Origin of the sequence: Pseudomonas sp. A6 (assembly GCF_052367875.1) — a bacterium.
Taxonomy (GTDB): domain Bacteria; phylum Pseudomonadota; class Gammaproteobacteria; order Pseudomonadales; family Pseudomonadaceae; genus Pseudomonas; species Pseudomonas citronellolis.
Window position 1 is genome coordinate 7,088,569 of record NZ_CP198970.1, and the last position, 16,912, is coordinate 7,105,480.

The window sequence follows — 16,912 nt, forward strand, 5'->3', positions numbered from 1 at the left end:
CCGGTCGGACACATCCGTCAATCAATCCAGCGTTCGCCCTACGGTTTCCGGAGCCATCCGCAACCCGGCCAGGCATAGCAGGATGGCGCCCACCAGGTACCAGGCCGGCGCGTTCGGGCTGCCGGTGAGGTCGATCAGCCCGGCGGCGAAGAACTGCGCGAAACCGCCGAACAGCGCGACGCCGACGCAGTAGGTGACCGACAGGCCGGTGGCGCGGATCGCCGCCGGGAACAGCTCTGGCAGGATCGCCAGGGACGCCACCATGCCGTACGTCAGCGGGATGTTGAGCAACCCCACGATCAGCAACAGCAGGCCGATGCTGGGCCATTGGTTGAGCAGCAGGAACGCCGGGTAGGTCGCCAGCAGCAGGATCGGCAGCGGCCAGAAGATCGAGCGGCGCCGGCCGATGCGGTCGCTCAGGCGCCCGGCGTGGGGCGCCAGCAGCAGCGACGGCAGGCTGCTCACCACCGCGGCCCAGGTGGCGACGCCCAGCGGCATGCCCAGCACGCTGATGGCGTGGTTGGCCAGGTAGAACTGGGTGATGTAGACCGGCACCGAAACGCCGATCACCAGCAGCACGCCGGTGACCAGCTGCCGCGGATGCCGGCACAGCAGCGCCAGGCCGCCTTCCCGCGCTTGCCGGCTGTCGCCCTGGGCGGCGGCCGGCAGGGTTTCCTCCAGGCGGTGGCGGATGTATTCGCTGACCGGGATGGCCAGGATGCCCACCGCGAAGACCGCCCGCCAGCCCCAGCTGTCCATGGCCTCGGGGCTCAGCAGGTTGCTCAGCGTCAACACCACCAGCGCGCCCATGATGGTGCCCAGGCTCTGGCTGAACACCTGCCAGCTGCAGTAGTAGGCCCGTGAGCCCGAGCCGGCGTATTCCATCAGGATGGTGGTGGCGGTGCCCACCTGCCCGCCGACGGCGAAGCCCTGCAGCAGGCGCGCGACTATGATCACCAGCGGCCCGACCAGCCCGGCCTGGGCATAGGTCGGCGCCACGGTGAACAGCAGCGCGCCCAGGGCCATCAGCCACAGCGTCAGGCGCATGGCCGCCTTGCGCCCGGCGCGGTCGGCGTACAGGCCGATCAGCAGGCCGCCGAGCGGGCGCATGATGAAGCCGGTGCCGAACACCGCGAAGGACAGCATCAGCGAAGTCAGCGGGTTTTCCCCGAAGGGGAAGAACAGCCGCGCCATCAGCGTGGCGAGCAGGCTGTAGACGAGGAAGTCGTAGAACTCCAGGGCGTTGCCCAGGCACACCGCGGCAATGGCGCGGGTGCGCCCGGCACGGGAAGGTTCGGCACTCGCAGCGAAGGATGTCGTTCTTGTTGTCATGCTGGGATTCCCCGCGGGAAGGATTCAGGCCAGGAAGCGCTGCGCCAGGCGGACCCAGAAGGTCGCGCCCAGCGGCAGGATGCGGTCGTTGAAGTCGTACCCGGGGTTGTGCACCGCGCAGCCGCCCTCGCCGTCGCCATTGCCGATCATCAGGTAGCAGCCGGGCGCCTGCTCCAGCCAGAAGGCGAAGTCCTCGCTGGCGTGGATGGGCCGCGGCTCGGGCTCCAGGCCCTCGTCGCCGAGCCAGTCGAGGACCAGCTCGCGGACCAGCCCCGCGCAGCCGGGGTCGTTGACCAGCACCGGGTAGCCGTCCGCCGCCACCAGGACTTCGGCGCGGGCGCCGAAGCTGGCGGCCAGCTGCTGCGCCAGTTCATGGATGCGCCGCAGCAGCAGCTCGCGTACCTGCGGGCTCAGCGCGCGCACGCTCAGGCGCAGTTCGGCGCTGTCGGGGATGACGTTGCTGGCGTCGCCGGCGAGGAAGGCGCCCACGGTCAGCACCGCCGCCTCGGACGGCGGCACGTTGCGCGACACCAGGCTCTGCAGGGCGCTGACCAGCGCGGCGCCGGCGAGGATCGGGTCCACCGTCTGCTCGGGCATGGCGCCGTGGCCGCCGCGGCCGTGGATGAGGATGGTCACGTCATCGGCCGAGGCCATGCACGGCCCAGGCATGACCATGAAGCGCCCCTCGGCCAGGCCGGGCAGGTTGTGCATGGCGAACAGGGCGTCGCAGGGGAAGCGTTGCAGCAGGCCCTCGTCGAGCATGCGCTTGGCCCCGGAGCCGCCATGGCCTTCCTCGGCGGGCTGGAAGAACAGGTGCAGGGTACCGCGCCAGCTGCGCTCGCGGGCCAGCTCGCAGGCCGCGGCCAGGAGCATGGCGGTGTGCCCGTCGTGGCCGCAGGCGTGCATCTTGCCGGGCACCCGGCTGCTCCAGGGCAACCCGCTCTGCTCATGGATCGGCAGCGCGTCCAGCTCGGCGCGCAGGCCCAGCACCGGGCCGGGGCCGTTGCGCAGCGTGGCGATCACCCCGGTACCGGCCATCTCGGCGATCTCGTAGCCCCAGGCGCGCAGCCGTTCGATGACCCGCTCGCGGGTGGAGTACTCTTCGAAGCCCAGCTCGGGTTCGGCGTGGATGGCCCGGCGCAGTTCGACCATTTCCGGGACGATGGCGGCTATGCCCGGCGCTATGCAGGCTCTGTTCATCGGCTCGCTCCTGTTTTTCTTGTGGGATTGGACTGGATCGATGCCCGTGACCGGCCGGTATGCTGGGCGTGGATTACCCTAGCGTCGGCGCCGCATGCGCATAAGCCAAAAAAATGTTGTCGTGACGATCTCCGGTGTTCGGAGGGGAGGCGAGCCTTGAAACTGCATCAGTTGCAGGCCCTGGTAGCGGTGGCCGACGGCGGCGGCATCCGCGCCGCGGCCCGTGGCCTGGGCCTCAGCCAGGCCGCGGTGACCCGCGCCCTGCGCGAGCTGGAGGAAGAACAGGGCCTGCCATTGCTGATGCGCCACGCCGGCGGCGCCCGGCTGACCACCGCCGGGCAGGTGCTGCTACCTCGCGCCCGACAGATCGCCACCCAGCTCGACAGCGCCCGCCAGGAACTGGCCGCCCTGCGCGGCGAAGGCGCGGCGACGCTGTGCGTCGGCGTCACCCCCTGGTTCGGCCAGACCTTGCTGGGCAACGCCCTGCAGGCCTTCCGCAGGGACATGCCGCAGGTCCACCTGGAGCTGTACGAGGGGCTGCAGGCGGTGATCCTGCCGCTGCTGCGCACGGGCCGCATGCAGTTCGCCCTAGGCCCGGCGGGCATCCTCCAGGGCGCGGAATTCGTGCATCAGCCGCTGGCGCACTACCGCATGCAGGTGGTGGCCCGCAACGGCCACCTGCTAGCCGCGGCGCGCTCGCTGAGGCAGTTGCTGGAGCACGACTGGACGATGAACTTCACCGCCGACCGCTACGCCGAGACCACCCATGAACTGTTCGGCCAGCATGGCCTGCAGATCGCCCGCGAACGCATCGTCTGCGCCCATTCCGCGGGCATGCTCAGCAGCCTGATCGTCGACGCCGGCCTGCTCGGCTACGCGCCGCAGCCGATGATGCTCTGCGAACCGCTGCGCAGCGGCGCACGGGCCCTGGCGCTGGAGGAACCATTGCCGGACGGGGACATCAGCATCATCCGCCTGCGCGACCAGGGGCTGGACGCGACCTCCCGGCACTTCATCCATTGCCTGCAGCAGGCGCTGAAAGACAACAGCCGCGCCCGCGATCCCGCGGGCCGACAGTTGGCGGAGATGGTGAGGTTGAATTTCTGAGGCGGCCAAGACCGCGGCGCTCCTACGCTATCCCCATACCTGTAGGAGCGGGCCCTGCCCGCGAATCGCGCGCAGGGCGCGCTCCTACAAGGGCCTACCACGATGGCGTTGGCGTTTCGGCGAGCACGGCTTTTTCGTAGGAGCGAGCTTGCTCGCGAATGAGCCCCGTTGCGGAGTCTGTTCGCGAGCAAGCTCGCTCCTACGAAGAGCACCCCGGCGCTGCCGGCAAGGCAGTTGCTCCGCGAGGTGATCCACCCATCCAGCGATGAGCACCTCGGCGCTGCCATGGGCCCAGGTGCGGCTCAGCTATCGGACTTGCCCTGCACCTCTTCCTTCATGCGCGTCAGGCCGATGTGGCGGACGTCGGTGCCGCGCACCAGGTAGATCACCAGTTCGGCGATGTTGCGCGCGTGGTCGCCGATGCGTTCCAGCGAGCGCAGGGCCCAGATGACGTTGAGCACCCGGGAGATCGCCCGCGGGTCTTCCATCATGTAGGTCACCAGCTCGCGCAGGGCGGTCTTGTACTCGCGGTCGACGGTCTTGTCGTACTGCGCCACCGACAGCGCCAGGTCGGCGTCGAAACGGGCGAAGGCGTCCAGCGCCTCCTGCACCATCTTGCGCACCTGGCCGCCGATGTGGCGCACCTCGACGTAGCCGCGCGGCGACTCGCCTTCCTCGCACAGCTGGATGGCGCGGCGGGCGATCTTCGAGGCTTCGTCGCCGATGCGCTCGAGGTCGATCACCGACTTGGAGATGCTGATGATCAGGCGCAGGTCGGAGGCCGCCGGCTGGCGGCGAGCGAGGATGCGCAGGCATTCCTCGTCGATGTTGCGCTCCATCTGGTTGATCTGGTCGTCGATCTCGCGCACCTGCTGGGCCAGGCCCGAGTCGGCGTCGATCAGCGCGGTGACCGCGTCGTTGACCTGTTTCTCCACCAGCCCGCCCATGGCCAGGAGGTGGCTGCGCACGTCTTCCAGCTCGGCGTTGAACTGCTGGGAGATGTGATGGCTGAGACTTTCTTTGTTGATCATGTGGTTTCGCTCCGCGAAAGCTGCAGGCTACGCGCCGAAGGTTGCAGATTTATGATGCGACCGCCGCCCGGCCCTTAGCCGTAGCGCCCGGTGATGTAGTCCTCGGTCTGCTTCTTCGCCGGGTTGGTGAAGAGCGTGTCGGTGTCGCCGAACTCGATCAGCTTGCCCATGTACATGAACGCCGTGTAATCGGAGACCCGCGCGGCCTGCTGCATGTTGTGGGTGACTATCACGATGGTGAACTTGGATTTCAGTTCGTAGATCAGCTCCTCGATCTTCAGCGTGGAGATCGGGTCCAGCGCCGAGCAGGGCTCGTCGAGCAGCAGCACTTCCGGCTCCACCGCGATGGTCCGGGCGATCACCAGGCGCTGCTGCTGGCCGCCGGACAGGCCCAGGGCCGACTCGTGCAGGCGGTCCTTCACCTCCTCCCACAGCGCGGCGCCCTTGAGCGCCCATTCCACCGCCTCGTCGAGGGTGCGCTTCTTGTTCACGCCCTGGATGCGCAGGCCGTAGACCACGTTCTCGTAGATGGTCTTGGGGAAGGGATTGGGCTTCTGGAACACCATGCCAACGCGGCGGCGCAGCTCGGCCACGTCCACGCCGCGGGCGAAGATGTCGTGGCCGTCGAGGCGGATCTCGCCTTCCACGCGGCAGTCGTCGACCAGGTCGTTCATGCGGTTGAAGCAGCGCAGCAGGGTCGACTTGCCGCAGCCGGACGGGCCGATGAAGGCGGTCACGCGCTGTTTGGGGATCTGCATGGCGACGTCGAACAGCGCCTGCTTCTGGCCGTAGAACAGGTTCAGGCCGGGCACTTCCAGGGCCACGGTTTCCTTGTCCAGGCGCATGCCCTCGCGGATCGGCCGGCCGAGGGCGGCGAGGTCGATGCCATGGCGATGGGGTTCTTGTTGCATCTCGTCTCTCCCGTTGGAGGCTCGGGCCGCCGCCTGCGCAGGCAGCGGCCGCGGATCAGTTTTCCAGCGCCTTGTACTTCTCGCGCAGGCGGTTGCGGATGGCGATGGCGGAGAAGTTCAGCAGGGCGATCACCAGCACCAACAGCAGCGCGGTGGCGTACACCAGCGGCCGCGCGGCCTCGACGTTGGGGCTCTGGAAGCCGACGTCGTAGATGTGGAAGCCCAGGTGCATGATCTTCTGGTCCAGGTGCACGTAGGGGTAGTTGCCGTCCACCGGCAGCGACGGCGCCAGTTTCACCACGCCCACCAGCATCAGCGGTGCCACTTCGCCGGCGGCGCGCGCCACGGCGAGGATCAGGCCGGTCATCATGGCCGGGCTGGCCATGGGCAGGACGATCTTCCACAGCGTCTCGGCCTTGGTCGCGCCCAGGGCCAGGGAGCCCTCGCGGATCGCCCGCGGGATGCGCGACAGGCCTTCCTCGGTGGCCACGATCACCACCGGCACGGCGAGGATCGCCAGGGTCAGCGAGGCCCAGAACAGCCCCGGGGTGCCGAAGGTCGGCGCCGGCAGCGCCTCGGGGAAGAACAGCCGGTCGATCGAGCCGCCCAGCACGTAGACGAAGAAGCCCAGGCCGAACACGCCGTAGACGATGGCCGGCACCCCGGCGAGGTTGTTCACGGCGATGCGGATCACCCGCGTCAGCAGGCCCTGGCGCGCGTACTCGCGCAGGTAGACCGCAGCGATGACGCCGAACGGGGTGACGATCACCGCCATCACCAGGGTCATCATCACGGTGCCGAAGATCGCCGGGAAGATGCCGCCCTCGGTGTTGGCCTCGCGCGGGTCCTCGCTGAGGAACTCCCAGAGTTTCTTGAAGTAGAACGACAGCTTGGCGCCGAAGCCCATGGCGTTGGGCTGGTAGGCGTGGACCAGCTTGCCGAGGCTGATCTCGGTCTCGCGGCCGCCGGCCTCGCGCATCACCACGCTGTCGCGGTTGAACTGCTGGCGCAGCTCGCCCAGCCGGTCTTCGTACTCGCGGTAGCGTCCCTGCAGCTCGGCGCGGGCGGCGGCGAGGTCGGCCTGGGCGGTGGCATCCAGCTCGCCGTGCAGTTGCAGGCGGCGCTCCTTCAGGCGCAGGCGCTCCAGCTCGTGGTTGATGCTGCCGATGTCCTTCTTCTCCAACTGGTAGAGTTGGTCGTACAAGCCCTCCACCCGTTGCAGGCGCTGCTGCAGCTCGGGCATGGCGTCGGCGCCCTGGGCCACCACCTGGCCGTCCTGCTTCACGCTGACCAGGTAGCCGTAGAAGTTGCCCCACTCGCGGCGCTCCAGGGTCACCAGCTCCTGCGGCCAGCGCCGCTCGGCGAGCCAGTCGCCGATCACCCAGGAGAAGTCGCTGCCGTAGAGGTCGCGGTTGCCCAGCTTGAGCAGCTCGCGGGTCATGAATTCGGGGCCTTCGGCCGGTACCGGCAGGCCGGCGCCGCGCAGGCGTTCGCGCGGCACTTCCTCGACCTGCACTTCTTCGCCGATCAGCACCTTCGCCTCCTGCCCGGGCACGCTGTAGCGCGCCTCCAGCACGTCGGCCGGCCAGAAATGGCCGAGGCCGCGCACGGCGATGACGGCCAGCAGGCCGAGGGTCATGATCACCGCGATGGAAACCGCGCCGGCGTTCATCCACACCCAGGGAGAACCGCTGGCGAACCAGGCTTTCACCGTTTCCTGCTTCTGTTTCACTTGGAAAGTGCCTCTTCAGACGCCGGTCAGAGCGACGCGTATTTCTTCCGCAGCCGCTGACGGATCAGCTCGGCCAGGGTGTTCATCACGAAGGTGAAGGTCAGCAGCACCAGCGCCGAAAGGAACAGCACGCGGTAGTGGGTGCCGCCCACCTCCGACTCGGGCATTTCCACCGCCACATTCGCCGCCAGGGTGCGCATGCCCTGGAAGATGTTCATGTCCATCACCGGGGTGTTGCCGGTGGCCATCAGCACGATCATGGTCTCGCCCACGGCGCGGCCCATGCCGATCATCAGCGCCGAGAAAATGCCCGGGCTGGCGGTGAGGATCACCACGCGGGTCAGCGTCTGCCAGGGCGTGGCGCCCAGGGCCAGAGAGCCGTAGGTGAGGCTGCGGGGCACGCTGAAGATGGCATCCTCGGCGATGGAGAAGATGTTCGGGATCACCGCGAAGCCCATGGCCAGGCCGACGATCAGGGCGTTGCGCTGGTCGTAGGTGATGCCTAGGTCATGGCTTATCCACAGGCGCATGTCGCCGCCGAAGAAGGCGGTTTCCAGGTGCGGGCTGAGCCACAGGGCGAAGGCGCCGACGCCGAGCACCACGGGAATGAGGATGGCCGCTTCCCAGCCGTCCGGCAGCGCCAGGCGGATGCGCTCGGGCAGGCGGCTCCAGAGCAGGCCGGCGAGCAGGATGCCCAGCGGGGTGAGCAGCAGCAGGCTGAAGATGCCCGGCAGGTGGCCTTCGACGTAGGGCGCGAGGAACAGGCCGGCGAAGAAGCCGAGGATCACCGTCGGCAACGCTTCCATCAGCTCGATCACCGGCTTGACCTTGCGGCGCATCGCCGGGGCCATGAAGTAGGCGGTGTAGACGGCCGCGGCGATGGCCAGCGGTGCAGCCAGGATCATCGCGTAGAAGGCTGCCTTGAGGGTGCCGAAGGTCAGCGGCGCCAGGCTCAGCTTGGGCTCGAAGTCTGTGGTGGCGGCGGTGGACTGCCAGACGTACTGCGGCTTGTCGTAGCTTTCGTACCAGACCTTGCCCCAGAGCGCGTTCCATGAGACCTCCGGGTGCGGATTGCTCAGGTCGAAGCCGTGCAGCTGGCCGCCCTGCTCCAGCAGCAGGCGGTTGGCCCGCGGCGACAGGGCGAGCACGCCGCTGGCCGGCGCCACCTGCTGCTCCAGCAGGGTACGGTGCGCGGTGCTGTGGAACACGCCCAGTTCACCGGCGCTGTCCAGGGCGACGAAGCCCTTGCGGCGTTGCTCGGGGACGATGGCGGTGATCGGCTTGCTGCCCAACTGGAAGTCGCGCACGTGCGCCAGGCGCGGTTCGCCGTCGGTGTCACGGGCCATGAACCACTGGCTGATGCCGCCGGCGGAATTGCCGATCATCAGCGAGATGCCGCCCAGCAGCTGGGCGCTGGCGGTGACCTCGCGGTTGGCATGGTCGAGCAGCTTGTAGCGGCCATTGAGCTGGCGGGTGCGCAGGTCGAAGACGTCGGCCTGAGCGCGGCCGTTGATGACGTACAGCCACTGCTTGCGCGGGTCCAGGTAGATCGCCTTCACCGGGTCGGCGATCTGCGGCAGGTTCACGGCCTCCTGCTCCAGGGTGGTCTCGCCGGTGAGCATGTTTTCCTGGCTGGTCAAGCTCAGCAGCAGCATCTGGCTGCCGCTGGAGCCGGCCAGCAGCAGGCCGTCGTCGTCCGAGGCCAGGGCCACGTGTTCCAGCGCGCGGCCCTGCGGGTCGAGGCTGATGGGCGCCTCGCCGTAGGGATAGTCGATCTGCGGGGTGATGGTCTTGCGGTTGTCCGGGTAGGTGACCTGGTAGGCGTGGCGGAACACCAGCGCCTGGCCGTTGGACAGGCCGAGCGCCACCATCGGGTGCCCGGGCTGGTCCTCGGCGATGGAGACCACCTGGCTGCCGGCCGGCAACTTGAGCGCCTGGCGGCTGAGTTCGGCGCCGCTGTCCAGGTCGAAGAACAGCACCTGGCCGTCAGCGGCCACGCGCATGGCCACCTGGTTCTGCTCCTCGATGCTCAGCAGCAGGGGTGCCTGCACTTCCTTCAGCCATGCCGGGGCCAGGGGCGCGCGGGCATCCAGCTCAGCGCCGCGGAACAGTGGCAGCACCACATAGGCCAGGTAGAAGAAGATGAGGGTGATGGCCACCAGCACGGACAGGCCGCCGACCAGCACGTACCAGCGCGTCAGGCGGTCCTTGAGGGCGCGCATGCGGCGTTTGCGACGCAGGGTCGGGGTGTTGAAATCGATCCGCTCGGGGGTGGAATTGCTCATCGACGAAGTGGCCAGGTCATTCATGGGGCGACACGCTTGCGGCAGTCTATGACAGAAACATGACACAGAGATGACGAGACGAAGCCCGTCGGCAGTTGCCTGCCAACGGGCCGGATCACCTACCGCTCAGCCCATGGACGGCTGGCGGGGGCGCTACCTAGAGTCCCAGTTCCTTGACCGCCTTCGCCGCGACCTTGGCCGGCAGCGGGATGTAGCCGTCCTTGACCACGACTTCCTGGCCTGTCTTGGACAGCACCATCTTCAGGAATTGGGCTTCCAGCGGGTCCAGCGGCTTGTTCGGCGCCTTGTTCACGTAGACGTAGAGGAAGCGCGCCAGCGGGTAGGTGCCGTTCAGGGCGTTCTGCTCGTTGTCCTCGACGTAGGGGTCGCCCTGCTTCTTGGCCAGGGCCACGGTCTTCACGCTGGCGGTCTTGTAGCCGATGCCGGAGTAGCCGATGCCGTTGAGCGACTGGCTGATCGACTGCACCACCGAGGCGGAGCCCGGCTGCTCGTTGACGTTGGGCTTGAAGTCACCCTTGCACAGGGCCTCTTCCTTGAAATAGCCGTAGGTACCGGACACCGAGTTGCGGCCGAACAGCTGCACCGGCTTGTTGGCCCAGTCGCCGCCCAGGCCCAGGTCGCTCCAGGTCTTCACGTCCTGCTTGGCGCCGCACAGGCGGGTGGCCGAGAAGATGGCGTCGACCTGCTGCATGGTCAGGCCCTTGATGGGGTTGTCCTTGTGCACGAAGACGGCCAGGGCGTCGACCGCGACGGGCACGGCAGTGGGCTTGTAGCCGTACTTCTGCTCGAAGGCCTGCAGTTCGACGTCCTTCATCTTGCGGCTCATCGGGCCGAGGTTGGCGGTGCCCTCGGTGAGCGCCGGCGGAGCGGTGGAGGAGCCCGCGGCCTGGATCTGCACGTTCACGCTCGGGTACAGGCGCTTGTACTCCTCGGCCCACAGCGTCATGAGGTTGGCCAGGGTATCCGAGCCCACGCTGGAGAGATTGCCAGAGACGCCGCTGGTCTTCTGGTAGTCCGGCAGCGCCGGGTCGATCGCGGCGAAAGCGCTGGCAGCGCCCACGCCAGCGGCGGCGAAGGTCAGCACCGCCATCAAACGCTTGATTTTCATGCCTTGCTCCTTGGGGAAAGGCCGACTGGCTGGAATTCGGCGCCGCTCTCATGGGGCGCGAGCAGACTCTATGAAAGCAATGTGACAGCCAGATGAAAACCGACGGGCTCGAAGAAGAAATGTGACGGTATTTATTACGGAATATTTCATTCGCAACAAGCGCCGAAGAAACGCCCCGTAGGATGGTGTTGAGCGCAGCGAAACCCATCGCCATGGCCGCATGGGTTTCGCCGGGGTCCGAACCCGCCTGTAGGAGCGAGCTTGCTCGCGAACAAACCCCTTCGAGGAGTCTGTTCGCGAGCAAGCTCGCTCCTACGAAGAGCACTACAGTCTGTAGACAATTACTCCTACGGGCGCAGGAGACACACCCTCGTAGGATGGCGTTGAGCGCAGCGATACCCATCACCATGGCCCCGCCCCACTGTAGGAGCGGGCCCTGCCCGCGATATCGCGCGCAGGGCGCGCTCCTACAAGGGGAATGCAATGGCGCGGGTATCTGCTCCCATCGCCCCGGCTTTTCCGCGCCCCAAAAGCAAAACCCCCGACCAGCCAGGCTGATCAGGGGTTTTGGGATAGGTGCTTGACGATGACCTACTCTCACATGGGGAAACCCCACACTACCATCGGCGATGCGTCGTTTCACTGCTGAGTTCGGGATGGGATCAGGTGGTTCCAACGCTCTATGGTCGTCAAGCAATTCTTTCGGATGCTCGTGGCTTGCGCTCACGCTCATCCAGATTCGGGTATGTGACAGGTCTTCTTTGCGGTTCTCACGAACTTTCGGTTCGTCGACTTCACCGTCTAACACACAAATTGTTTGGGTGTTATATGGTCAAGCCTCACGGGCAATTAGTATCGGTTAGCTCAACGCCTCACAGCGCTTACACACCCGACCTATCAACGTCGTAGTCTTCGACGGCCCTTCAGGGGAATCAAGTTCCCAGTGAGATCTCATCTTGAGGCTAGTTTCCCGCTTAGATGCTTTCAGCGGTTATCTATTCCGAACATAGCTACCCGGCAGTGCCACTGGCGTGACAACCGGAACACCAGAGGTTCGTCCACTCCGGTCCTCTCGTACTAGGAGCAGCCCCTCTCAAATCTCAAACGTCCACGGCAGATAGGGACCGAACTGTCTCACGACGTTCTAAACCCAGCTCGCGTACCACTTTAAATGGCGAACAGCCATACCCTTGGGACCGGCTTCAGCCCCAGGATGTGATGAGCCGACATCGAGGTGCCAAACACCGCCGTCGATATGAACTCTTGGGCGGTATCAGCCTGTTATCCCCGGAGTACCTTTTATCCGTTGAGCGATGGCCCTTCCATACAGAACCACCGGATCACTAAGACCTACTTTCGTACCTGCTCGACGTGTCTGTCTCGCAGTCAAGCGCGCTTTTGCCTTTATACTCTACGACCGATTTCCGACCGGTCTGAGCGCACCTTCGTACTCCTCCGTTACTCTTTAGGAGGAGACCGCCCCAGTCAAACTGCCCACCATACACTGTCCTCGATCCGGATAACGGATCAGAGTTAGAACCTCAAGCATGCCAGGGTGGTATTTCAAGGTTGGCTCCACGCGAACTGGCGTCCACGCTTCAAAGCCTCCCACCTATCCTACACAAGCAGGCTCAAAGTCCAGTGCAAAGCTACAGTAAAGGTTCACGGGGTCTTTCCGTCTAGCCGCGGATACACTGCATCTTCACAGCGATTTCAATTTCACTGAGTCTCGGGTGGAGACAGCGCCGCCATCGTTACGCCATTCGTGCAGGTCGGAACTTACCCGACAAGGAATTTCGCTACCTTAGGACCGTTATAGTTACGGCCGCCGTTTACCGGGGCTTCGATCAAGAGCTTCGCTTTCGCTAACCCCATCAATTAACCTTCCGGCACCGGGCAGGCGTCACACCCTATACGTCCACTTTCGTGTTTGCAGAGTGCTGTGTTTTTAATAAACAGTCGCAGCGGCCTGGTATCTTCGACCGGCGTGGGCTTACGCAGTAAATACTTCACCCTCACCGGCGCACCTTCTCCCGAAGTTACGGTGCCATTTTGCCTAGTTCCTTCACCCGAGTTCTCTCAAGCGCCTTGGTATTCTCTACCCGACCACCTGTGTCGGTTTCGGGTACGGTTCCTAGTTACCTGAAGCTTAGAAGCTTTTCCTGGAAGCATGGCATCAACCACTTCGCTCTCTAAAAGAAAGCTCGTCATCAGCTCTCGGCCTTGAACACCCGGATTTGCCTAAGTGTCCAGCCTACAACCTTAAACTTGGACAACCAACGCCAAGCTGGCCTAGCCTTCTCCGTCCCTCCATCGCAGTAACTAGAAGTACAGGAATATTAACCTGTTTCCCATCGACTACGCATTTCTGCCTCGCCTTAGGGGCCGACTAACCCTGCGTCGATTAACGTTGCGCAGGAACCCTTGGTCTTTCGGCGTGGGAGTTTTTCACTCCCATTGTCGTTACTCATGTCAGCATTCGCACTTCTGATACCTCCAGCAAGCTTCTCAACTCACCTTCACAGGCTTACAGAACGCTCCTCTACCGCGCATCTTGCGACGCACCCGTAGCTTCGGTGTGTGGTTTGAGCCCCGTTACATCTTCCGCGCAGGCCGACTCGACTAGTGAGCTATTACGCTTTCTTTAAAGGGTGGCTGCTTCTAAGCCAACCTCCTAGCTGTCTAAGCCTTCCCACATCGTTTACCACTTAACCACAACTTTGGGACCTTAGCTGACGGTCTGGGTTGTTTCCCTTTTCACGACGGACGTTAGCACCCGCCGTGTGTCTCCCACGCTGACACTTCCAGGTATTCGGAGTTTGCATCGGTTTGGTAAGTCGGGATGACCCCCTAGCCGAAACAGTGCTCTACCCCCTGGAGTGATACGTGAGGCGCTACCTAAATAGCTTTCGAGGAGAACCAGCTATCTCCGAGCTTGATTAGCCTTTCACTCCGATCCACAAGTCATCCCCTACCTTTTCAACGGGAGTGGGTTCGGTCCTCCAGTCAGTGTTACCTAACCTTCAACCTGCTCATGGATAGATCGCCCGGTTTCGGGTCTATACCCAGCGACTAAACGCCCTATTAAGACTCGCTTTCGCTACGCCTCCCCTATTCGGTTAAGCTCGCCACTGAATATAAGTCGCTGACCCATTATACAAAAGGTACGCAGTCACCCAACAAAGTGGGCTCCCACTGCTTGTACGCATACGGTTTCAGGTTCTATTTCACTCCCCTCTCCGGGGTTCTTTTCGCCTTTCCCTCACGGTACTGGTTCACTATCGGTCAGTCAGTAGTATTTAGCCTTGGAGGATGGTCCCCCCATGTTCAGACAACGTTTCACGTGCGCCGTCCTACTCGATTTCACTTCCTGGAACCTTTCACATACGGGGCTATCACCCACTATGGCCGCACTTTCCAGAGCGTTCTGTTAGATTCCAAGAAGCTTAAGGGCTAGTCCCCGTTCGCTCGCCACTACTAAGGGAATCTCGGTTGATTTCTGTTCCTCAGGGTACTTAGATGTTTCAGTTCCCCTGGTTCGCCTCACACACCTATGGATTCAGTGTGTGATAACCAGCTTATGCTGGCTGGGTTCCCCCATTCAGAGATCTCCGGATCACAGGTCGTTTGCCACCTCCCCGAAGCTTATCGCAGGCTACCACGTCTTTCATCGCCTCTGACTGCCAAGGCATCCACCGTATGCGCTTCTTCACTTGACCATATAACCCCAAGCAATCTGGTCATACGTCTCGAACGTGAAGACGACATTCGCCGAAAATTCGCGCTTGAACTCGCAAATTTTACCTTGACTTGAATGATCACCAGTGAAAGAGATCATTCAGTCTACTTCTATCACATACCCAAATTTTTAAAGAACGGTTCCGGTACAAAGACCAGACAGCAAGGTTCGTTTCTTCGAACATTCCTGTCTGAGCTTTACGACGATTCGGAGATGGTGGAGCCAAGGAGGATCGAACTCCTGACCTCCTGCGTGCAAAGCAGGCGCTCTCCCAGCTGAGCTATGGCCCCAAATCACTACGATTTGGTGGGTCTGGGCAGATTCGAACTGCCGACCTCACCCTTATCAGGGGTGCGCTCTAACCGACTGAGCTACAGACCCATAAAGGGTTGCCTAATCGTCTAACCAGTGAATCAAGCAATTCGTGTGGGAGCTTATGAGAAAGCTGAGATCTTCGATTAAGGAGGTGATCCAGCCGCAGGTTCCCCTACGGCTACCTTGTTACGACTTCACCCCAGTCATGAATCACTCCGTGGTAACCGTCCCCCTTGCGGTTAGACTAGCTACTTCTGGAGCAACCCACTCCCATGGTGTGACGGGCGGTGTGTACAAGGCCCGGGAACGTATTCACCGTGACATTCTGATTCACGATTACTAGCGATTCCGACTTCACGCAGTCGAGTTGCAGACTGCGATCCGGACTACGATCGGTTTTCTGGGATTAGCTCCACCTCGCGGCTTGGCAACCCTCTGTACCGACCATTGTAGCACGTGTGTAGCCCTGGCCGTAAGGGCCATGATGACTTGACGTCATCCCCACCTTCCTCCGGTTTGTCACCGGCAGTCTCCTTAGAGTGCCCACCATAACGTGCTGGTAACTAAGGACAAGGGTTGCGCTCGTTACGGGACTTAACCCAACATCTCACGACACGAGCTGACGACAGCCATGCAGCACCTGTGTTCCGATTCCCGAAGGCACTCCCGCATCTCTGCAGGATTCCGGACATGTCAAGGCCAGGTAAGGTTCTTCGCGTTGCTTCGAATTAAACCACATGCTCCACCGCTTGTGCGGGCCCCCGTCAATTCATTTGAGTTTTAACCTTGCGGCCGTACTCCCCAGGCGGTCGACTTATCGCGTTAGCTGCGCCACTAAGATCTCAAGGATCCCAACGGCTAGTCGACATCGTTTACGGCGTGGACTACCAGGGTATCTAATCCTGTTTGCTCCCCACGCTTTCGCACCTCAGTGTCAGTATCAGTCCAGGTGGTCGCCTTCGCCACTGGTGTTCCTTCCTATATCTACGCATTTCACCGCTACACAGGAAATTCCACCACCCTCTACCGTACTCTAGTCAGGCAGTTATGGATGCAGTTCCCAGGTTGAGCCCGGGGATTTCACATCCATCTTACCAAACCACCTACGCGCGCTTTACGCCCAGTAATTCCGATTAACGCTTGCACCCTTCGTATTACCGCGGCTGCTGGCACGAAGTTAGCCGGTGCTTATTCTGTTGGTAACGTCAAAACAGCAAGGTATTAACTTACTGCCCTTCCTCCCAACTTAAAGTGCTTTACAATCCGAAGACCTTCTTCACACACGCGGCATGGCTGGATCAGGCTTTCGCCCATTGTCCAATATTCCCCACTGCTGCCTCCCGTAGGAGTCTGGACCGTGTCTCAGTTCCAGTGTGACTGATCATCCTCTCAGACCAGTTACGGATCGTCGCCTAGGTGAGCCATTACCCCACCTACTAGCTAATCCGACCTAGGCTCATCTGATAGCGTGAGGTCCGAAGATCCCCCACTTTCTCCCGTAGGACGTATGCGGTATTAGCGCTCCTTTCGGAACGTTGTCCCCCACTACCAGGCAGATTCCTAGGCATTACTCACCCGTCCGCCGCTGAATCCAGAAGCAAGCTCCCTTCATCCGCTCGACTTGCATGTGTTAGGCCTGCCGCCAGCGTTCAATCTGAGCCATGATCAAACTCTTCAGTTCAATACTGATCGGGTTTTGAGAAAACCCTAAACTTGGCTCAGCAATCGCAAAAAACTCTCGAATTCACGAGTGTTACTTGTGATGCTGATAATCTTGCGATCACCAGTCTTAACTCACAAGCACCCACACGAATTGCTTGATTCAACTTGTTAAAGAGCAGTTGGTTGATTCTTTCGCCTCAACCGAGGCCGCGCATTCTACGCTAACCTCTTATTTCGTCAAGCGTTATTTTCAGAATTTTTCGTTCCTACTCAACCGCTTGCGCTTTCGATCGGCCGGAGCTTCTCGTCAGCGGGAGACGCATTCTACAGCGATCAAACTCGCTGTCAAGCACCTCGGCAATCTTCCTTTTGGCTCGCTGCCGGAGCAGCTGTCGAACCCAAAGGCGGCAAGTGAATCACCTGCCTGACCACCACTCTCAATTTCGAACCTGCTTAAGTGCTTGATTTT

9 protein-coding genes, 2 tRNA genes and 3 rRNA genes are annotated in these 16,912 nt (G+C 62.6%); 2 read left to right on the forward strand and 12 right to left on the reverse strand.

From position 1 onward, the window contains the following. Positions 1 to 21: 21 nt before the first annotated feature. Both ACTWJ5_RS31200 and ACTWJ5_RS31205 read right to left on the reverse strand, forming a co-directional pair. A complete protein-coding gene (locus ACTWJ5_RS31200) occupies positions 22 to 1,332 on the reverse strand; it encodes an MFS transporter (RefSeq protein WP_043314989.1) in 1,311 nt (436 codons plus the stop codon). A gap of 24 nt (positions 1,333 to 1,356) precedes the next feature. Continuing rightward, entirely contained in the window at positions 1,357 to 2,532 is a 1,176-nt protein-coding gene (locus tag ACTWJ5_RS31205) for a M20 aminoacylase family protein (RefSeq protein WP_444437178.1), read from the reverse strand. Between the two features lie 156 nt (positions 2,533 to 2,688). On the opposite strand from ACTWJ5_RS31205, the gene ACTWJ5_RS31210 reads away from it, so the two are divergent. Next, positions 2,689 to 3,639 (forward strand): LysR family transcriptional regulator, encoded by a 951-nt coding sequence (locus tag ACTWJ5_RS31210; protein ID WP_444437179.1) that lies wholly within the window; start codon positions 2,689 to 2,691, stop codon positions 3,637 to 3,639. Between the two features lie 302 nt (positions 3,640 to 3,941). Here ACTWJ5_RS31210 and phoU read toward each other — a convergent pair whose 3' ends face one another. From phoU to ACTWJ5_RS31260, 10 genes are all read right to left on the reverse strand, one after another. Further along, positions 3,942 to 4,670 carry a phosphate signaling complex protein PhoU gene (gene phoU / locus ACTWJ5_RS31215; protein ID WP_009614205.1) on the reverse strand — a complete coding sequence of 243 codons (729 nt, stop codon included), beginning with the start codon at positions 4,668 to 4,670 and terminating at the stop codon, positions 3,942 to 3,944. A gap of 74 nt (positions 4,671 to 4,744) precedes the next feature. Beyond that, a complete protein-coding gene (gene pstB, locus ACTWJ5_RS31220; RefSeq protein WP_009614208.1) occupies positions 4,745 to 5,581 on the reverse strand; it encodes a phosphate ABC transporter ATP-binding protein PstB in 837 nt (278 codons plus the stop codon). Between the two features lie 55 nt (positions 5,582 to 5,636). Further along, positions 5,637 to 7,313: a phosphate ABC transporter permease PstA gene (pstA, locus tag ACTWJ5_RS31225; RefSeq protein ID WP_444437180.1), complete on the reverse strand. Its 1,677-nt coding sequence runs from the start codon at positions 7,311 to 7,313 to the stop codon at positions 5,637 to 5,639. 26 nt (positions 7,314 to 7,339) lie between these two features. Continuing rightward, positions 7,340 to 9,316, reverse strand: coding sequence for an ABC transporter permease subunit (locus tag ACTWJ5_RS31230; protein ID WP_444439692.1), 1,977 nt, complete (start codon positions 9,314 to 9,316; stop codon positions 7,340 to 7,342). Between the two features lie 439 nt (positions 9,317 to 9,755). Next, positions 9,756 to 10,727: a phosphate ABC transporter substrate-binding protein PstS gene (locus ACTWJ5_RS31235; protein WP_444437181.1), complete on the reverse strand. Its 972-nt coding sequence runs from the start codon at positions 10,725 to 10,727 to the stop codon at positions 9,756 to 9,758. Between the two features lie 578 nt (positions 10,728 to 11,305). Then, positions 11,306 to 11,421: ribosomal RNA gene (gene rrf / locus ACTWJ5_RS31240) — 5S ribosomal RNA — on the reverse strand. 134 nt (positions 11,422 to 11,555) lie between these two features. Then, positions 11,556 to 14,446: ribosomal RNA gene (locus ACTWJ5_RS31245) — 23S ribosomal RNA — on the reverse strand. 234 nt (positions 14,447 to 14,680) lie between these two features. Continuing rightward, positions 14,681 to 14,756, reverse strand: a tRNA-Ala gene (locus ACTWJ5_RS31250). Positions 14,757 to 14,770: 14 nt separating this feature from the next. Then, positions 14,771 to 14,847: transfer RNA gene (locus tag ACTWJ5_RS31255), tRNA-Ile, on the reverse strand. A gap of 78 nt (positions 14,848 to 14,925) precedes the next feature. After that, positions 14,926 to 16,462: ribosomal RNA gene (locus ACTWJ5_RS31260) — 16S ribosomal RNA — on the reverse strand. Together the 16S, 23S and 5S rRNA genes with 2 tRNA genes alongside form the textbook arrangement of a ribosomal RNA operon. A gap of 136 nt (positions 16,463 to 16,598) precedes the next feature. On the opposite strand from ACTWJ5_RS31260, the gene ACTWJ5_RS31265 reads away from it, so the two are divergent. Then, positions 16,599 to 16,871 carry a hypothetical protein gene (locus tag ACTWJ5_RS31265; protein WP_444437182.1) on the forward strand — a complete coding sequence of 91 codons (273 nt, stop codon included), beginning with the start codon at positions 16,599 to 16,601 and terminating at the stop codon, positions 16,869 to 16,871. Positions 16,872 to 16,912: the final 41 nt, after the last annotated feature.

Excerpts from the sequence above, each read along its gene's own strand:
- ACTWJ5_RS31200 (WP_043314989.1), bottom strand. The coding sequence starts at position 1,332 with ATGACAACAAGAACGACATCCTTCGCTGCGAGTGCCGAACCTTCCCGT.
- ACTWJ5_RS31205 (WP_444437178.1), bottom strand. The coding sequence starts at position 2,532 with ATGAACAGAGCCTGCATAGCGCCGGGCATAGCCGCCATCGTCCCGGAA.
- phoU (WP_009614205.1), bottom strand. The coding sequence starts at position 4,670 with ATGATCAACAAAGAAAGTCTCAGCCATCACATCTCCCAGCAGTTCAAC.
- pstB (WP_009614208.1), bottom strand. The coding sequence starts at position 5,581 with ATGCAACAAGAACCCCATCGCCATGGCATCGACCTCGCCGCCCTCGGC.
- ACTWJ5_RS31230 (WP_444439692.1), bottom strand. The coding sequence starts at position 9,316 with ATGCGCGTGGCCGCTGACGGCCAGGTGCTGTTCTTCGACCTGGACAGC.
- ACTWJ5_RS31235 (WP_444437181.1), bottom strand. The coding sequence starts at position 10,727 with ATGAAAATCAAGCGTTTGATGGCGGTGCTGACCTTCGCCGCCGCTGGC.